The sequence below is a fragment of the Pseudomonas sp. FW305-3-2-15-C-LB1 genome (assembly GCF_058787615.1).
Map to the genome: position 1 here is coordinate 185,769 of NZ_JBYSZX010000003.1, position 15,916 is coordinate 201,684.

Genomic DNA, 15,916 nt, shown 5'->3' on the forward strand with positions numbered 1-15,916 from the left:
GAGCATCCTCATGAAAAAAGTCGTCATCATCACCGGCGCCTCCCAAGGTATCGGCGCCGCGGTCGTCCAGGCCTACCGTGCCCTCGACTACCGCGTAGTCGCCACCTCGCGCTCGATCCAGCCGTCCACCGACCCCGACATCCTCACCGTCGCCGGCGACATCGCCGATCCGGCCACGGCCCAGCGCATCATCCGCGACACCCTGGCCACCTTCGGGCGCATCGACAGCCTGATCAACAACGCTGGCATCTTCATCGCCAAACCCTTCACCGCCTACACCCAGGCGGACTACGCCAACGTGCTTGCGGTGAACCTCCATGGCTTCTTCTACATCACTCAACTCGCGATTGCCGAGATGGAAAAGAACCGCGCCGGCCACATCGTCAACGTCACCACCAGCCTGGCTGACCACGCCATTGATGGCGTGCCGTCGGTACTCGCCAACCTCACCAAAGGCGGCTTGAATTCGGCAACCAAATCGTTGGCGATTGAGTACGCCAAGCGTGGAATCCGTGTGAACGCAGTGAGCCCGGGCATCATCAAGACGCCGATGCACGGCGAAGAAACCCACGCGGCGCTCGGGCAATTGCACCCGGTCGGGCACATGGGGGAAGTGAGTGACATCGCCCAGGGAATTGTCTACCTGGAAACCGCCGGTTTTGTGACCGGCGAGATTCTGCATGTCGACGGCGGGCAAAGCGCCGGGCACTGATACACACGTCCCGGCCTAACCCGGCCGGGCGTTGTCATCCCGTGGCGAGCGGCCAAAAAAAGCTTTATAGGCGCGACTGAACGCCGCTTCGGACTCATAGCCAATCGCAAAACCCACTTCTCCAATGCGGCCGTCCTGCTTGGCCAGCATGGTTTTCGCCAGGGTCAGCCGCCATTCATTCTGATACCGAAGCGGCGAGCGGCCGACCAGGGCGCTGAACCGTTCGCAGAAATTCGACCGCGACATGCCCGCCACCTCAGCCAGGTTGTCGATGCGCCATTGCCTGCCCGGTGTTTCGTGAATGGCTTTCAGCACGCGGGCGATACGCGCGTCCGACAACCCACCCAACCATCCGGAAGCGGTGCCCTGGTGCACCCAGGTGCGCAGGATGCGAATTACCACCAGGTCGATCAGGCGCGAAATCATTAATGCCCCGCCCGGTTGCGTGTCGTGGGCTTCGAGCAACATGAAATGCAGAATGCCTTCCGCCCATGCGGCGGCGTCGGCTTGCTGGATGTGGATCAGCCGAGGCAGGGCGAACAGCATGGCCTGGAAACTGCTCGCGTCGAACCAGAAGCGGCAGATGACTACGGTTGCCGGCCCATTCAGGGCGGTTAGCGTGATGCCCGTTGGAACGTGGGGCAGCAGGATCACATCGCCTTGCTCCAGCGCTACGGGAGGCTGATCAGCAACGTAGAGATGCAACCGGCCGTGCTGGAGCACGCAGATGTGCGCGCTTCTTTCATCCAGCGTGAGGGGCTGTGCCTCCGTCAGTGTGCAGGAATAAACCCGATCACCCGTCAGGCGGATCTGCGCCAGTACCTGGGACAGCAGGTCGCCCTTGGCCAGCCCTTCCAGCTGCAATTGCGGATGAATGATCAAGTTTTCCAAGGGATTCATCATGTCGGTTCGACCCCGCCCTCACTAAGCTGACCGCCGAGATCATAGCGCGCCGGCGCCATCGGGATGAGCCTTTCCCGCGCTGACCGTTTTTGCACATCATCCAACCACATGGGAACCCCACTATGTTCGGAATCTCCGCTCTCGGCTGGCTGCACACCCTCGGCAGCCTGCCGGCCATTCCACTGGCCGCCTACATGTTTATCCGGCATGGCCGAATCGTGCCTCGGTCAGTGCCGGGGTTGTTGTATTTCGTGTCGATGATGATCGGTGGCCTCACCGTGTTCCTGGTCGCGCATCAGCCCGTCAGCAACGCCATCGGCATCATTACGATTGCGCTGCTGTTGGCGGGCTATGGGGTAGGGCGCGTGGCCTGGCTGGGGCGAGCCCGGGTGTATGTGGAGACGATCTTGCTGAGCCTGACGGCTTTTTTCCTGATGGTGCCCACCGTGTCCGAGACGTTGCGCCGCGTTCCCGATGGTCACCCCTTCGTCACTGACCTGAAATCGCCGGTGCTGCTGGGTGCGCAGGCGGGCATTGCGCTGGCGCTGGTGATCGGCGTGACGGCGCAAATGGTGTACCTGCGCAGGCAGTCGCGCCTCAGCACTGCCCAACGCTGAAAAACCGGGCAGGAACTGCCAGCTTTCATCGCCTAACACCGTGTAGCCGCCCATGAAGTAGGAGCCAGCAATCGTCACGTAAGTCGTCTCGACCACCCAGCCTGGGCCACGAATATGGGTGCAGTAGACGTGATACCTGAAAGGGTGAAAAAAAGACTGCGCCCTATTAGTAGCGTCAAATAAGTGGCAAGTTTGACTCGGATTTGCCGTTTGGCGGCATCTTAGACAATTTGTTGACAGTCTCTTTTGGATCCACCATGATTCCCGCGATGTTGATGGCTCTAAGCCATTAAAGTGACATTAGTAACGCGCATTCGTCCCATGCTGTGGTTCTTCAAGATTCAGGGATAAGGCGGCTTGGACTCGGATGGCCAGGCGACGTTGGTCAGGGTAGCCCTAAAACACTGTCACCTTTAATTAGCAGGCTCGTTTGTCGGTGCCTGCGCTCGAGTCTCTAGGAAGTAAACTTCATGGCTGTAGGACGAATTCTGGTCACCGGTGGTGCAGGTTTTATTGGTTCACATCTGGTTGATGCGTTGCTGGGCAAAGGCTACAAGATTCGCGTATTGGACAACTTGTCGACCGGTAAGGTGGCTAACCTGCCCGCCGGTAATCCTGATCTGGAACTGCTGGTTGGCGATGTCGCCGACAGCGCCGTGGTCGAGCAAGCCATGGTTGATTGCAGCGCAGTCGTGCATCTGGCTGCGGTTGCGTCGGTGCAGGCCTCGGTAGACGATCCTGTCGCCACTCACCAGGCCAATTTCGTCGGCACTCTCAACGTGTGCCAAAGCATGCTCAAGGCCGGTGTGGCGCGTGTGGTGTTTGCCTCCAGCGCGGCTACCTACGGCAACAACGGCGAAGGCACGGCCATCGCCGAAGACACGCCCAAGTCGCCACTGACGCCTTATGCCAGCGACAAGTTGGCCGGTGAGTACTACCTGGACTTCTACCGTCGCGAGCACGGCCTGGAGCCAGTGATCTTCCGCTTTTTCAATATCTTCGGCCCACGCCAGGATCCGTCTTCGCCGTACTCCGGCGTGATCAGCATCTTCACCGAGCGTGCGCTGGCAGGTAAGCCGATTACCGTCTTTGGTGACGGTGAGCAAACCCGCGACTTCGTCTACGTGCAGGACCTGGTGAGCATCCTCGTCCAGGCGGTGGAGACCCGAGAACAGGCACCTGAAGCCATCAACGTAGGGCTCAGCCGTTCGACCAGTCTCAACGACCTGATCGCTGAGCTGGGCCGTGCCACCGGTACTGCATTGAACGTGACGTACCAGGCTTCACGTCAAGGCGACATCCGTCATTCGCGCGCGAATAACGCCCGTCTGTTGGAGCGCTTTGCACTCCCGCAACCGACCTCCATTGGCCAGGGTTTGGCGCAGCTGTTGCGCAGCTTGTAGTTCGCCGGTCACTTCGCCCGACGTCTACGCAGTATTGGCTCAGTCATCTTCAAGAGTGAATTATGGAAATCGTTTTGCGCAGGACGCGTATCCGCGCGATCGCTGAGCGGCTGTTGGCTGCTTTTGCCTTATTCGTCGGCGGGCCGACTGTGCACGCTGCTGCCTTGGCCCAACCGAACAGCGTGGCTTTCTGGTACGCCGAGCAACCACCGCTGCCGGAACTGGCGCAGTTCGACTGGGCCGTGGTCGAACCGGGCCACATGACCCCTGGCGATGTGAAAACCTTGCGGGCGTTGGGCAGCCAGCCGTTTGCCTACCTGTCCATCGGTGAGTTTGACGGCAATAAGGCTGAGGTCGAGAAAGCCGGGTTGAGCAAAGCGGTTTCCCCTGTGCGTAATCACGCCTGGAACAGCCAGGTGATGGATCTCACGTCGCCGGTCTGGCGCGAGCATCTGTTCGGACGTGCCAAGGCTCTGGAAGCGCAAGGCTATGCGGGTCTGTTCCTCGACACCCTCGACAGTTTCCAACTGATGCCCGAGGCTTCGCGCGAGAACCAGCGCGTCGGCCTGGCCAGCTTGCTGCGTGAGCTGCACAAGCGTCAGCCGAACCTGAAGCTGTTCTTCAACCGTGGTTTCGAAGTGTTGCCTGAGCTGGACGGCGTTGCCGCCGCCGTGGCGGTCGAGTCGATCCATGCCGGTTGGGATGCTTCCGCCAAACGCTATCGCCCGGTGTCCGAGTCCGATCGCCAGTGGCTCGAAACCCACCTGCAACCGCTGCGCGCCAAGGGCGTGCCGCTGGTGGCCATCGACTACTTGCCACCCGAGCGTCGTGAGGAGGCGCGCACGCTCGCCAAGCGTCTGCGCGAAGAGGGGTTCATTCCCTACATCAGTACCCCGGACCTCAACACCCTGGGCATCAGCAGCATCGAGGTCCAGCCGCGCCGTATCGCGATGATCTACGACCCGCGTGAAGGTGCACTGGAAGATGCCGCTGGCCATAGCAACCTGGGTGGTTTGTTGGAGTACCTCGGTTACCGAGTCGATTACCTGCCCGCCGACAGTGACCTGCCGCTCTACGGTTTCAGTGGCTTGTACGCGGGTGTGGTCACCTGGATGACCAGCGGCCCGCCGCAGGATGCATCGGCGTTCAATCGCTTTATCAATGCCCGTCTGGACGAGCAGGTACCAGTGGCGTTTTTCAGTGGTCTGCCGGTTGAAGACAAATTGTTGCTCAAGCGCCTGGGCCTCAAGCTGGATGCGCCGCCCGCCACTCAGGTGTTGACCATCACCCACCAGGACAAGGCCCTGCTGGGCGCATTCGAGGCACCGGTGGTGCCTCGCTCCCGTGACCTGGCAGCGGTCTGCGTATTGCCCAACGGCCCAACCCCGGCGTTGTCCTTGAGCGGTGCCAATGGCGCCGTTTTCAACCCGGTGGTGGTCGGTAAATGGGGGGGACTTGCGCTGGCGCCTTACCTGCTCGAAATCAACAACGAGCGTAGCCGCTGGATTCTCGACCCTTTCGCGTTCCTTCAGGCCAGCCTGCGTCTGCCGGCGCAACCTCGGCCGGACACCACCACCGAAAATGGCCGGCGCATCGCGACCGTGCATATCGATGGCGACGGATTTCCCTCCCGCGCCGAAGTGCGCGGCACTCCCTATGCAGGTCGTCATACCCTGGACGACTACATCAAGCCCAACCCGTTCCTGACGTCGGTGTCGATCATCGAGGGCGAGATCTCGCCGCGTGGCGCGTTCCCCTTCCTGGCCCGCGAGCTGGAGCCGATTGCCCGCGAGATCTTCGCCAACCCTAAAGTCGAAGTGGCCACGCACACCTACAGCCACCCGTTTTTCATGCAGCCGGATAAGGCCGAGAAGCGCGAAAATTTCAACCCGGAATACGGTTTGAACATGAAAATCGCCGGCTACGAAAAAATCGATTTTCGTCGGGAGATTTTTGGCTCGCGCGATTACATCAATCAGAACCTGACTACGCCACAGAAGCCGGTGAAGATGGTGTTCTGGCCAGGCGATGCGCTGCCATCCGCCAGCACCATCAAGCTGGCCTATGACGCGGGCTTGAAAAACGTCAACGGCGCCGAAACCATCATGACCAAGGCCAACCCGTCCCTGACCGGGTTGAACCCGTTGCTGCGGCCGACGCCTGGGGGGTTGCAGTACTACGCGCCGATCATCAACGAAAACCTCTACACCAACCTGTGGAAAGGCCCGTACTACGGCTTCCGTGAGTTGATCGAGACGTTCGAACTGACCGACAGTCCGCGTCGCCTGCGCGGGCTGCACCTCTACTACCACTTCTATTCCAGCACCAAGCAAGCCTCGATCAAGGCCATGCACGAGATCTACGGCTACTTGCGCGAGCAACAGCCGATGTCGTTGTGGATGAGCGACTACGTCGACCGTCTGCATGGTCTTTACCAGTCGAGCCTGGCCCGAACGGCGGACGGCGCCTGGCAGATTCGCGGGATGGACGCTCTGCGTACCGTACGCCTGGATGCACAAATGGGCTGGCCGGACTTGCTCAAATCCCAAGGTGTCGCAGGTGTACGTGACTTGCCGCAAGGGCGCTATGTGGCCCTGAGCAGCGACAAGGCATTGCTCGCATTGCGTGCGGACAGAGATCCCCGCCCTGCGCTGGAGGAGGCCAACGTGCCGTTGCTCGATTGGCGTTACCTGGACGATCGGCGCGTGAGCTTTTCCTTCGCCGGTCAGTTCGACCTGACCTTCACCGTACGCTCGGCAACCGCCTGCCGCGTGGAAGTCGATGGGCAACGATTCGCTGGCAAGGCTTCGGCTGGCCTTTGGACTTTTCAACTTCCTATGAAGCAGGTGAGTAATGGTCAACTCCTCTGCAACTAAAAGCAGCCGCCTGCTCAACCCATGGGCACTGGCGGTGGTCGCTGTCGCCGTGGGTGGCCTGCTGTGGGCAACCTTCCAGCGTGAAGAAGTGTTCCAGCCCGACGGGCGCGAACCCGACGCCGTGTCGGCCAACTATGCCGAGCTGTTGCTGACGGCGCACCCGGATGACGACCATTTGCGTTTGCAATTGGTCGACTTGCTGATTCGCCTGGGTGACTACACCAAGGCGCGCCAACACGTGGACGCCTGGCCCAAGCCGCAGCCGGAGATCCAGGCCTACTATCGCCTGGAGCTGGACGCGCTGATCGCAGCCAGTGGCAACGACCTGATTGCGCAGCATGCGTTGGTCGAGCGTCTGCAAAGCTTCGATCATCGCAAGCTGCCGGTGGCCCAGCTGCAAAGCCTGGCGAAGCTGGCGTTGACCCTGCAGGCGCCGGCGTTTGCCGCCAGTGTGTTCGAAGAGATCGCAGGGCGTGACCCGGCGCAGCGCACCGAGGCGCTCAAATCAGCCGCGCAGTGGTACTTGGCGGGTGAGCAGCCTGCGCACGCGGCAGACATCTATCTGCAACTCAAGCGTGACGCCCAACAACCGGCCGAACGACGGGAGTACGCGCAACTTGCGTTCAACAGCCTGCTCTCGGCCGGCCGTGACGAGCAGGCCGCGCAAGTGCTGGCTGACGAGCTGCCCCGGCTGACGAACCCGCAGACCGACGTGGCGTGGCTGGAGCAAGGCGTGGATATCGCCGTTGCGACCAGGCAGTTCGACCTGGCCCAGCGCGTGCTCCGGCAGTGGCATGACCTGGAGCCTGGCAACCGCAAAATCCTGGTCAAAGAATTCCAGGTGCGCCTGTCTATCAATGATCTGGCGGGTGCGTGGGAAACCGGTCAGGAGCTGGTCATCGATTACCCGGATGACACCGAGTTGCTGGGGCAAATGGCCAAGCTCGGTGAGTGGCGCGGTGATAACGAAGCCGCGCTGGATTACTGGATTCGCTTGCTCAAACTCAAGGAGGACCCGAAAACCCGCGAGCACGCCTGGCGCCTTGCCAGCCTGCAATTCGACTTCGCCCGCTCGATCCCGTTGCTCGCCGACATCATGCAGCAGCGTGCGCTCACGGACATCGAGCTGGATGCGTTGATCTACGCTCATGAGTCCCGTGGTACACCGGCTGAAGCCGAGGCATGGCTGCGCACCTACCTGCGCAAGTACCCGGCCCATCGCCTGGCCTGGACACGCTTGCTGCACAACCTGGAAAACACCGGGCAGTTCGCGCCCAAAGGCAAGCTCTACAAGGACTATGCAAAACGCTACACGCTGACCACCGCCGAATTGGTCGATTGGGCCAGCACGCAAATGAAGCTGTTTGATGAGCCGGCGGCCTGGGAAGTGGTCAAGTCGGACGACTCTTCCATCGATGACCCGGAATACTGGCGTACCCGTGCGGCGCTCGCCTGGGACCTGGAGCGCGACGAAGACTTGCGCGTCTCCCTGGAAAAACTGCTGTCCCTCAACGGCAAGCTGAACAGTGGCGACGAGAGCCAGTTGATCACCCTGTATCGCACCCGTGACCCGCAGCGTGCCTTGAAGTTGATGGTCGACAGCTGGCACCGCGCCCAGGATCCGCAACGGTTGGTCGAGGCGCTGCAACTGGCCCAGGAGCTGCACGAGTGGGATCAGGTCGTTACCCTGTTGGAAGACGCCAGGCAATACCCGCAGGCCTACGAGCAAGCCCAGGTCCTGGCGGTACGCGGTGCCTTGGCGGTGGAGCAGGGCGATCCCTCCGAGGCCGAGCGTCTCTATCTGCTGGGCTTGTCGCGCTACCCCGATGACAACCTGTTCCGCGAGCGTTTGACCTGGCTGTATGTCGACCAGGCCGACACGGCAAAACTCAAACTCCTGCTGGTCAAATGGCGTGCCTATGCACGGGCAGACCGCCTGCTCTGGCTGCCGTTCGCCAGCGCCAGCCAGCTGTTGGGGCGCGATGCCGAGGCGTTGGCCTGGTATCGCATGTACCTCAAGCTCAGCCCGAACGACTGGCTGGTGCAGGCCGCGTATGCCGATGCACTGGACACATCCGGCTACCAGGACGCCGCCCAGCGCCTGCGCTTGAAGTTGCTGCGCAGCCCCGAGGCCGACAACCTGCAACCCTCGTCCCAACGCTATGCGATCTGGCTGCGCTTGATGTCGAGCAGCTACTCGCCGCAGAAGGCCCAGCAAGAATTGCTGAAGTGGAAAGACGGTTCGCCGTCGATGAAACAGCTGTGGTTCGAACGCCTGCTGGCCCGCCTGGATGCGACCAACCAGCCAGCGCAGAAAGACGACTGGCTGGCCTGGGCACGCACCCAAGGGCTCAAGGTCGACCGTTACGAGCAGATCCAGGAAGCCTTGCGCAGCCGCAATAAAGCCCAGGTCGAAACCCTGTTGGCCAGCAGCGACCTGAACCCGGCGCAGCGCGCACAGGCGCTCAGCCGTTTGGGGCGTACCAACGAGGCACTGGACACCAGCCTGTCCGCACTGGGCGACGACCAGCCGGATTCGGTGAACGAGCAACTGCGTCGCCAGGCGGTGGAGATCCACGAAGCCACCCCGCAAGGCGCATTGCTGTCGTATCAGAAACAGGATTTCGGTGGCTTGTCGTTTGACTCGCCGCGCCTGGAAATCGCCCACAACCTGGGTGACAACTGGTACGCCGATGTCGAGATGGAACACGGCAACTATAAAGGCGACGACGTCATCTCTTCGCGCATCGGCGACGAGAGCAACGCGGCCCTGACCTTGGTGCGCGCGGTGGAAAACGGCAGCTGGAAGCTGTTCGCCGACACCAGCCAACGCAAGGACGACGACCGTAACGGCCTGGGCCTGTCGCGCCTGTGGCAGTTGGGCAACAGCCACCAGATCGAGACCGGCCTGGACTGGCATCGCAAGAGCGACGACAGCGGCCTGATGCGTGCTTTCGGCCAGCAGGACCGCGCCTGGGTCGGCGGCCGTCACGGCCTGACCGCGCGGGACCAGTTGAGCTGGGAAGTGGCGCAGCGCTCGTTCTCGACCCGTGCCGGCGACTCGTTGGGCAGCGGTCATGCGCTGAAGCTGGAGCTTAACCACACGCTGGAATTCGCCGGGCCTAACTGGACGGTGCGCAGTGGTGTGGATTACCAGAAGAACAATGTGAAGGATCGCAACCTGGATTACCTCTCCAGCGACTTCAAAGGCCCGATTCGAGTGCCTGATGTCGCGCCGCCTGAGCCGGGTGACCCGATCGAGTTGCAGACCATCCCGTCGGGCGACCTCCTGCAAAGCCGCTACGGCCAACTCTATGTCGGTACGTCCTGGCGTCGCGGCATCCCCGGTGCGCTGGTGCGCAGCAAGCCGCAATACACCTGGCTGGTGGACATGACGGCGGGCTGGCAGTGGACCGACCAAACCTTCAACTACGGCGTCAACACGGGCATTGGTTTCGAAGTGCTGGGTGACGACGAACTGGCCCTCACCTTCGGCTACCAATCTGCGCCACAAGGCGGGGATGGCAAGTCCGGCGGCACACTGGGCATGAGCTACGGCGTGCGTTTCGGGCGCTGATTACAGAATCTACGGGAGAAAAACCTATGCAAGCAATTCGTAACCTGAGCCTGGCCCTGACAGTGCTGTTCGTCGCCGGCTGCTCCAGCTTCACCAGTGAAAACAGCCTTGACCTGCCGCGTAACGCGCAGTGGGGCATCGTGCCGATGATCAACTATTCGCAGACCCCGCAAGCCGGTGAGCGCAGCGAGCAGATCCTGCTCAGCGTACTCAGCAGCCATGGCCTGCAACCGCGTGTTTACCCGACCAGCACCCAGGGTGAGCAGGCGCTGATGGACGACAACGAGCGCCTGACCGGTGCCCTGGAATGGGCACGTGAGCAAAAGCTCGATTACGTCATCGCCGGCAGCGTCGAAGAGTGGCAGTACAAGAACGGCCTGGATGGCGAGCCGGCGGTGGGCATCAGCCTGCGTGTGCTGGACGCCAACAGTGGTCGTGTGCTCTGGAGCAAAAGCGGCGCGCGCGCCGGTTGGTCCCGTGAAAGCCTGGCGGGCAATGCTCAGACGGTAATCGACAAACTGGTTGGCGCCCTTCGATTCGAGTGAACGCAATGAATTCTCCACACATGGATTACAGCCTGGCGCCTCGCGCCAGCGGGCCGGTGTCTTGGCTGGAAACACTCCTGGTAACGGGCTTGGCCATTGGCCTCGGCTTCTGGCTGACTCCCGAAGACCCGTTGCAAATGCACGGTGGTTTCCCCTGGCCAATCCTGGCGCCACTGCTGTTGGGTGTGCGTTACGGTTTTGTGCGCGGCCTGTTCAGCGCCGTGCTGCTGGTGGCGGCGCTGTTTGCACTGCGCTACACCGGGCATGCAGGTTATACCCAGCTTGAGCCCTCGTTCATCGTCGGTGTGCTGGTGTGCGGGATGCTGGTGGGTGAGGTTCGCGACCTGTGGGTGCGCCGCCTGGAGCGTCTGCAGATGGCTAACGAATACCGTCAGTACCGCCTCGACGAATTCACCCGTGCCCACCAGATCCTGCGGGTGTCCCATGACCTGCTGGAGCAGCGCGTGGCCGGCAGTGACCAGAGCCTGCGCAGCTCGTTGCTGGGCCTGCGTGAAAAACTGCGCGGCATGCCGGTCGAAGGCGACGCATTGAGCGAGCTGGCCGAGCCGATCGTGGCGATGCTCGGCCAATACGGTGCATTACGCGTGGCAGGTTTGTACCGCGTCGACGACAGCGAGAAAAACCTACTGCCCCAGGCCTTGGCGATGATCGGCGTGATGGGGCCGCTGCAAACCGATGACGGTTTGATCCGGCTATGCCTGGAGCGCGGCGAACTGGTGAGCGTACGCCAGGAACTGATCGACGCCGGTAACGCCGCGCAGTTTTCCGCGCTGCAGGCCTGCATCCCGTTGATCGATGCCGAAGGCCGCTTGCTGGCTATCCTGGCGGTTCGGCAAATGCCGTTCTTTGCGTTCCAGGACCGCACCTTGAGCCTCTTGTCGCTGCTGGCCGGCCACATTGCCGACCTGTTGCGCCGCGATCCGCAAGTGCTGAGCCTGCCCGATGCGCACGCCCAGCAATTTTCGTTGCAGCTCAAGCGGTCGTTGGTGGATGTGGAACAGCACACATTGCCCGCCGGGTTGTTCGCGTTCGAGATGACGCGCGCCAACGAGGAACTGTCGCGTCTGATGGAGCGCAGCCAACGTGGCCTGGACTTGCACCTGGCGGTGCGCAACAACCGCGAACATCGCCTGCTGCTGGTGCTGTTGCCGTTGACCAGCCCGGAAGGTACCGAAGGCTACCTGGCGCGGATTGGCATGCTGTTGCACGAGCACTTTGGTATCGACACGGACCTGGACAGCCTGGGTGTGCGGGCCATGCCTTTCAACCTGGAGCCTGGCTGTGATCGCAACGGGCTGCGTAACTTCCTTTACAACGAGTGTGGCCTGAATGATCAGCAAGTGGCTGTTTAGCGGCGCCGTGCTGCTGGAGGCGGGCAGTTGGGCCAGTCTGTGGCTCGATGCGCCGCAGATGCACCAACTGCTGGTGTTCACCTTCAGCCATGGCTTGGCCTGCCTGATGCTGTGCGGCGCCGTATGGTTGCTGTTGCCGGCGCGCTACCGGGCGCCTTTGCCGTGGAGCCCACTGTTCATTTTCAGCCTGGCGTTCTTTGTGCCGGTGATCGGCACCCTGGGCGTGGTTGCGTCGATCTTCCCGGCGCTGTACCTGCCGCGTAAACGCGACCAGCAGGCGTGGCGATCGGTGGGGATCCCAAGCCTGCCGTTCCGTGCGCAGGCCCAGACACGCACGCCGATTTTCGCCGATGGCGGTTTGCAGGACGTGCTGCGCCACGCGCCCGATCCCGATCAGCGTCTGGCCGCTTTGCTGGCGACTCGCCGCATGCCTGGCAAGGACGCGGTACCCATCCTCAAGCTGGCCTTGGGTGACCCCAGTGATGACGTGCGTCTCCTGGCGTACTCGATGCTCGACAAGCAGGAAAGTGACATCAACCTGCACATTCAGATGGCGTTGGAACAGTTGGCCGGCGTCAGCCCCCGAACTGCCGGCCCGGTGCACAGCATGCTGGCGCGATGGTATTGGGAATTGGCCTACCTCGGCCTGGCCCAAGGCAGTGTGCTCGAACACGTGCTGAACCAGGCCAGCGAGCATGCCGAGCAAGGTCTGGCGGCCGGTGAGGGCGGTGAGCTGTTGCTGCTGGCCGGCCGTATTGCCCTGGAGCGCGGTGAAAACGAGCGAGCCGAGGCCCTCTTGCACGAGGCTGAGCGAAACGGTCTGGGTGAGGCTCAATTACTGCCTTTCCATGCCGAGCTGGCGTTTGAAGCGGGTCGCTATCACGAAATCCCCGGGCTGCTCGCCAGGCTGCCGGAAGAAACCCGTCAGCGGCCACCCTTTGCTGAGTTGGTGAGGAGCTGGAATGAATCATAAGGAAGCCACCCCGACGGCCGACATCTGCCTGCTGCTGGAAGGCACCTGGCCTTACGTGCGCGGCGGCGTATCGAGCTGGATTCACCAGATGATCCTCGGCCTGCCGGAGCTGACTTTTTCGGTGATGTTCATCGGTGGTCAGCGCTCGGCGTACACCTCGCGGCGTTATGAAGTGCCGGTGAACGTGGTGCACATCGAAGAGGTGTTCCTCGAAGACGCGACGCACCCCGCCGATACCCGTGGCACGCCGCGCGATGCCGACCCGCAGCAGTTGGCCGACCTGTATCGCTTTTTGCACCACCCGGACCCGCCCGAGCGGGAACTGGGTGAGCGCCTGCTCAATTGCATCGCCGAGGGCCATATGACCCTGGATGATGTACTGCGCAGCCGTGCCAGTTGGGAAACCCTCAGCGAAGGCTACCGCCAGCACTGCGCCGACCCGTCTTTTGTCAACTATTTCTGGACGCTGCGTTCGTTGCAGTCGCCGTTGCTGATGCTCGCCGAGGCCTCGCGCAAGATGCCGCCCGCGCGGGTGCTGCACTCGATTTCCACCGGTTACGCCGGGCTGCTGGGCTGCATCCTCAAGCACCGCTGGAAATGCACTTATCTGCTGAGCGAACACGGTATCTATACCAAGGAGCGCAAGATCGATCTGGCCCAGGCCACCTGGATTGCCGAAACCTCCGGGCAGGCGCTCAACCGCAGCCTCGACGGGGGCTCGGGGTATATCCGGACCCTGTGGGTGCGCTACTTCGAACGGATCGGCCAACTGGCCTACAACAGCGCCGACAAGATCATTGCCTTGTATGACGGCAACCGTCAGCGTCAGATCAAGGACGGTGCCGATCCGAGCCGCACGGCGTTGATCGCCAATGGCATCGACCTGTCGCAGTGGTCCCGCGCCATGGAAACCCGTGAGCCGGGCATTGCACCGGTGGTTGGGTTGATCGGGCGCGTGGTGCCGATCAAGGACGTGAAAACATTCCTGCGTGCCATGCGCGGCGTGATCAGCGCCATGCCGCATGCCGAAGGCTGGATTGTCGGCCCCGAGGAAGAAGACCCGGAATACGTGAGCGAATGTCGCAGCCTGATGGCGAGCCTGGGGCTTGAAGGCAAAGTGCACTTCCTGGGTTTCCAGCGCATCCAGGACATCTTGCCCAAGCTTGGCCTGATGGTGCTGACCTCGATCAGCGAAGCACAACCCTTGGTGATCCTCGAAGCCTGGGCTGCCGGTACGCCGGTCGTCAGCAGCGACGTCGGCTCATGCCGCGAACTGATCGAAGGCGGCAGCCCCGAAGACCGCGACCTGGGCGTGGCGGGCAAGGTGGTGGCGATTGCCGACCCACAGGCGACGTCCGCCGCGATCCTGGAACTGCTGCGCAGCCCCGAGCGCTGGCAGGCTGCACAGGCCGCCGGCTTGCTGCGGGTCAACCGTTACTACACCGAAGCCCTGATGCTGCAGCGCTACCGCGACCTGTATCAGGCCGCCATGGAGAATAGTTAAATGGCCGGTATTGGCTTCGAACTGCGCAAGATCCTCTCGCGCGACTCATACACCGCCACCTTGCACGCCTATGTGTATGCAGGCCTGATCAGCTCCGGCCCGTGGGTGCTGTCGATCATCAGCGTAATGCTGGTGGGCATCATCAGCCTGGGCCTGCTGTTGCCCAACTCATTGGTGGGGCAGTTTCTGGTCACGGTGACGTACCTGATGGCCAGCTCATTGATCCTGACCGGTGGCCTGCAGTTGTTCTTCACCCGCTTCGTGTCCGACCAGTTGTTCGAGCACAACTACGAGCAGATCCTGCCCAACCTGCTGGGCATATTGTTGATGGTGACGGTCGGTGCCGGGGTGCTGGGGGTTATCGTGCTGGCGCTGCTGTTCGATCAACCGCTGGTCTACCGCGTACTGGTGCTGTCGAACTTCGTGGTGCTGTGCAACCTGTGGCTGGTGATCATCTTTCTCTCGGGGATGAAGAAATACAACCGCATCCTGCTGGTGATGGTGGTGGGTTACTCGCTGATGGTCGCGTGCGCCTACCTGCTGAGCTTCCTGAAGATGCCCGGCCTGTTGCTGGCGCTCTTGATCGGGCACGGCAGCCTGTTGTTCCTGTACCTGTACGACATCCTGCGCGAGTATCGTGCCGAGAAAATGATTGCGTTTGATTTTCTCAATCGTCGCAACGTGTTCCTCAGCCTGCTGGTGACCGGGTTCTTCTACAACTTCGGCATCTGGGTCGACAAAATCCTGTTCTGGTTCAACCCAGGCACTTCCAACGAAGTCATAGGCCCGCTGCGCGCCTCGATCCTGTACGACATGCCGATCTTCATCGCTTACTTGGCGATCATCCCCGGCATGGCCGTTTTCCTGGTGCGTATCGAGACCGACTTTGCCGAGTGGTACGACCGCTTGTTCCGTGCCATCCGCGATGGCGAGACCTTGCAGCACATCGGCTCGCTGAAAACCGAGATGACCCTCTCCATCCGCCAGGGCCTGCTGGAAATCTGCAAAGTCCAAGGCCTGACTGTGGTGCTGCTGTTCCTCTTCGCCCCGCGCCTGCTGGAATGGATCGGCATCTCCAGCTACTACCTGCCACTGTTCTACATCGACTTGATCGGCGTGAGCATCCAGGTGGTCTTCATGGCGTTGCTCAACGTGTTCTTCTACCTCGACAAACGCCGCGTGGTCCTGGAACTGTGCGTACTGTTTGCCGTACTCAACGCAGCCCTGACCCTGCTCAGCATGCACCTGGGGCCCAGTTTCTTCGGCTACGGGTTTACGTTGTCGTTGCTGGTGTGCGTATTGCTGGGGCTGGCGCGGTTGTCGTCGGCGCTGGAAGACCTGGAGTATGAGACGTTTATGTTGGCGCGGTGATTGGGTTGCAGGTGGTGCGAAAAAGGCACTTGGCGTTCGCGGCAAGTGCCTTTTTTGTTGGA

11 protein-coding genes are annotated in these 15,916 nt (G+C 61.7%); 10 read left to right on the forward strand and 1 reads right to left on the reverse strand.

The window, feature by feature from the left end:
• The first annotated feature begins 10 nt into the window (after nucleotides 1-10).
• On the forward strand, nucleotides 11-712 hold the full coding sequence (locus AC3WP7_RS07625; RefSeq protein WP_102591441.1) for an SDR family NAD(P)-dependent oxidoreductase: 702 nt from the start codon (nucleotides 11-13) through the stop codon (nucleotides 710-712).
• Between the two features lie 15 nt (nucleotides 713-727).
• Here the strand turns inward: AC3WP7_RS07625 and AC3WP7_RS07630 are convergent, their stop codons facing one another.
• Complete coding sequence (locus AC3WP7_RS07630) at nucleotides 728-1,615, reverse strand: AraC family transcriptional regulator (RefSeq protein WP_102591442.1); 888 nt, start codon at nucleotides 1,613-1,615, stop codon at nucleotides 728-730.
• 122 nt (nucleotides 1,616-1,737) lie between these two features.
• On the opposite strand from AC3WP7_RS07630, the gene AC3WP7_RS07635 reads away from it, so the two are divergent.
• The 9 genes from AC3WP7_RS07635 (at nucleotide 1,738) to pelG (ending at nucleotide 15,854) form a co-directional block, all read left to right on the forward strand.
• On the forward strand, nucleotides 1,738-2,232 hold the full coding sequence (locus AC3WP7_RS07635; RefSeq protein ID WP_071492462.1) for a hypothetical protein: 495 nt from the start codon (nucleotides 1,738-1,740) through the stop codon (nucleotides 2,230-2,232).
• Nucleotides 2,233-2,702: 470 nt separating this feature from the next.
• Nucleotides 2,703-3,635: an SDR family NAD(P)-dependent oxidoreductase gene (locus AC3WP7_RS07640; RefSeq protein ID WP_102591443.1), complete on the forward strand. Its 933-nt coding sequence runs from the start codon at nucleotides 2,703-2,705 to the stop codon at nucleotides 3,633-3,635.
• Nucleotides 3,636-3,697: 62 nt separating this feature from the next.
• Nucleotides 3,698-6,511 (forward strand): bifunctional glycoside hydrolase/polysaccharide deacetylase family protein, encoded by a 2,814-nt coding sequence (locus AC3WP7_RS07645; RefSeq protein WP_093513560.1) that lies wholly within the window; start codon nucleotides 3,698-3,700, stop codon nucleotides 6,509-6,511.
• Nucleotides 6,489-10,088, forward strand: a complete 3,600-nt coding sequence (locus AC3WP7_RS07650) for a tetratricopeptide repeat protein (protein WP_102591444.1) — start codon at nucleotides 6,489-6,491, stop codon at nucleotides 10,086-10,088. The genes AC3WP7_RS07645 and AC3WP7_RS07650 overlap by 23 nt, the downstream gene beginning before the upstream one ends.
• Before the next feature lie 26 nt (nucleotides 10,089-10,114).
• A complete protein-coding gene (locus tag AC3WP7_RS07655; RefSeq protein WP_102591445.1) occupies nucleotides 10,115-10,633 on the forward strand; it encodes a penicillin-binding protein activator LpoB in 519 nt (172 codons plus the stop codon).
• A gap of 5 nt (nucleotides 10,634-10,638) precedes the next feature.
• Nucleotides 10,639-12,006, forward strand: coding sequence for a PelD GGDEF domain-containing protein (locus AC3WP7_RS07660; protein WP_256572951.1), 1,368 nt, complete (start codon nucleotides 10,639-10,641; stop codon nucleotides 12,004-12,006).
• Nucleotides 11,984-12,979: a HEAT repeat domain-containing protein gene (locus tag AC3WP7_RS07665; protein ID WP_071492456.1), complete on the forward strand. Its 996-nt coding sequence runs from the start codon at nucleotides 11,984-11,986 to the stop codon at nucleotides 12,977-12,979. The genes AC3WP7_RS07660 and AC3WP7_RS07665 overlap by 23 nt, the downstream gene beginning before the upstream one ends.
• Nucleotides 12,969-14,483: a GT4 family glycosyltransferase PelF gene (gene pelF / locus AC3WP7_RS07670; RefSeq protein ID WP_102591446.1), complete on the forward strand. Its 1,515-nt coding sequence runs from the start codon at nucleotides 12,969-12,971 to the stop codon at nucleotides 14,481-14,483. Before AC3WP7_RS07665 ends, pelF begins: the two co-directional genes overlap by 11 nt.
• Nucleotides 14,484-15,854, forward strand: coding sequence for an exopolysaccharide Pel transporter PelG (gene pelG, locus AC3WP7_RS07675; RefSeq protein WP_092248456.1), 1,371 nt, complete (start codon nucleotides 14,484-14,486; stop codon nucleotides 15,852-15,854).
• Nucleotides 15,855-15,916 lie beyond the last annotated feature (62 nt).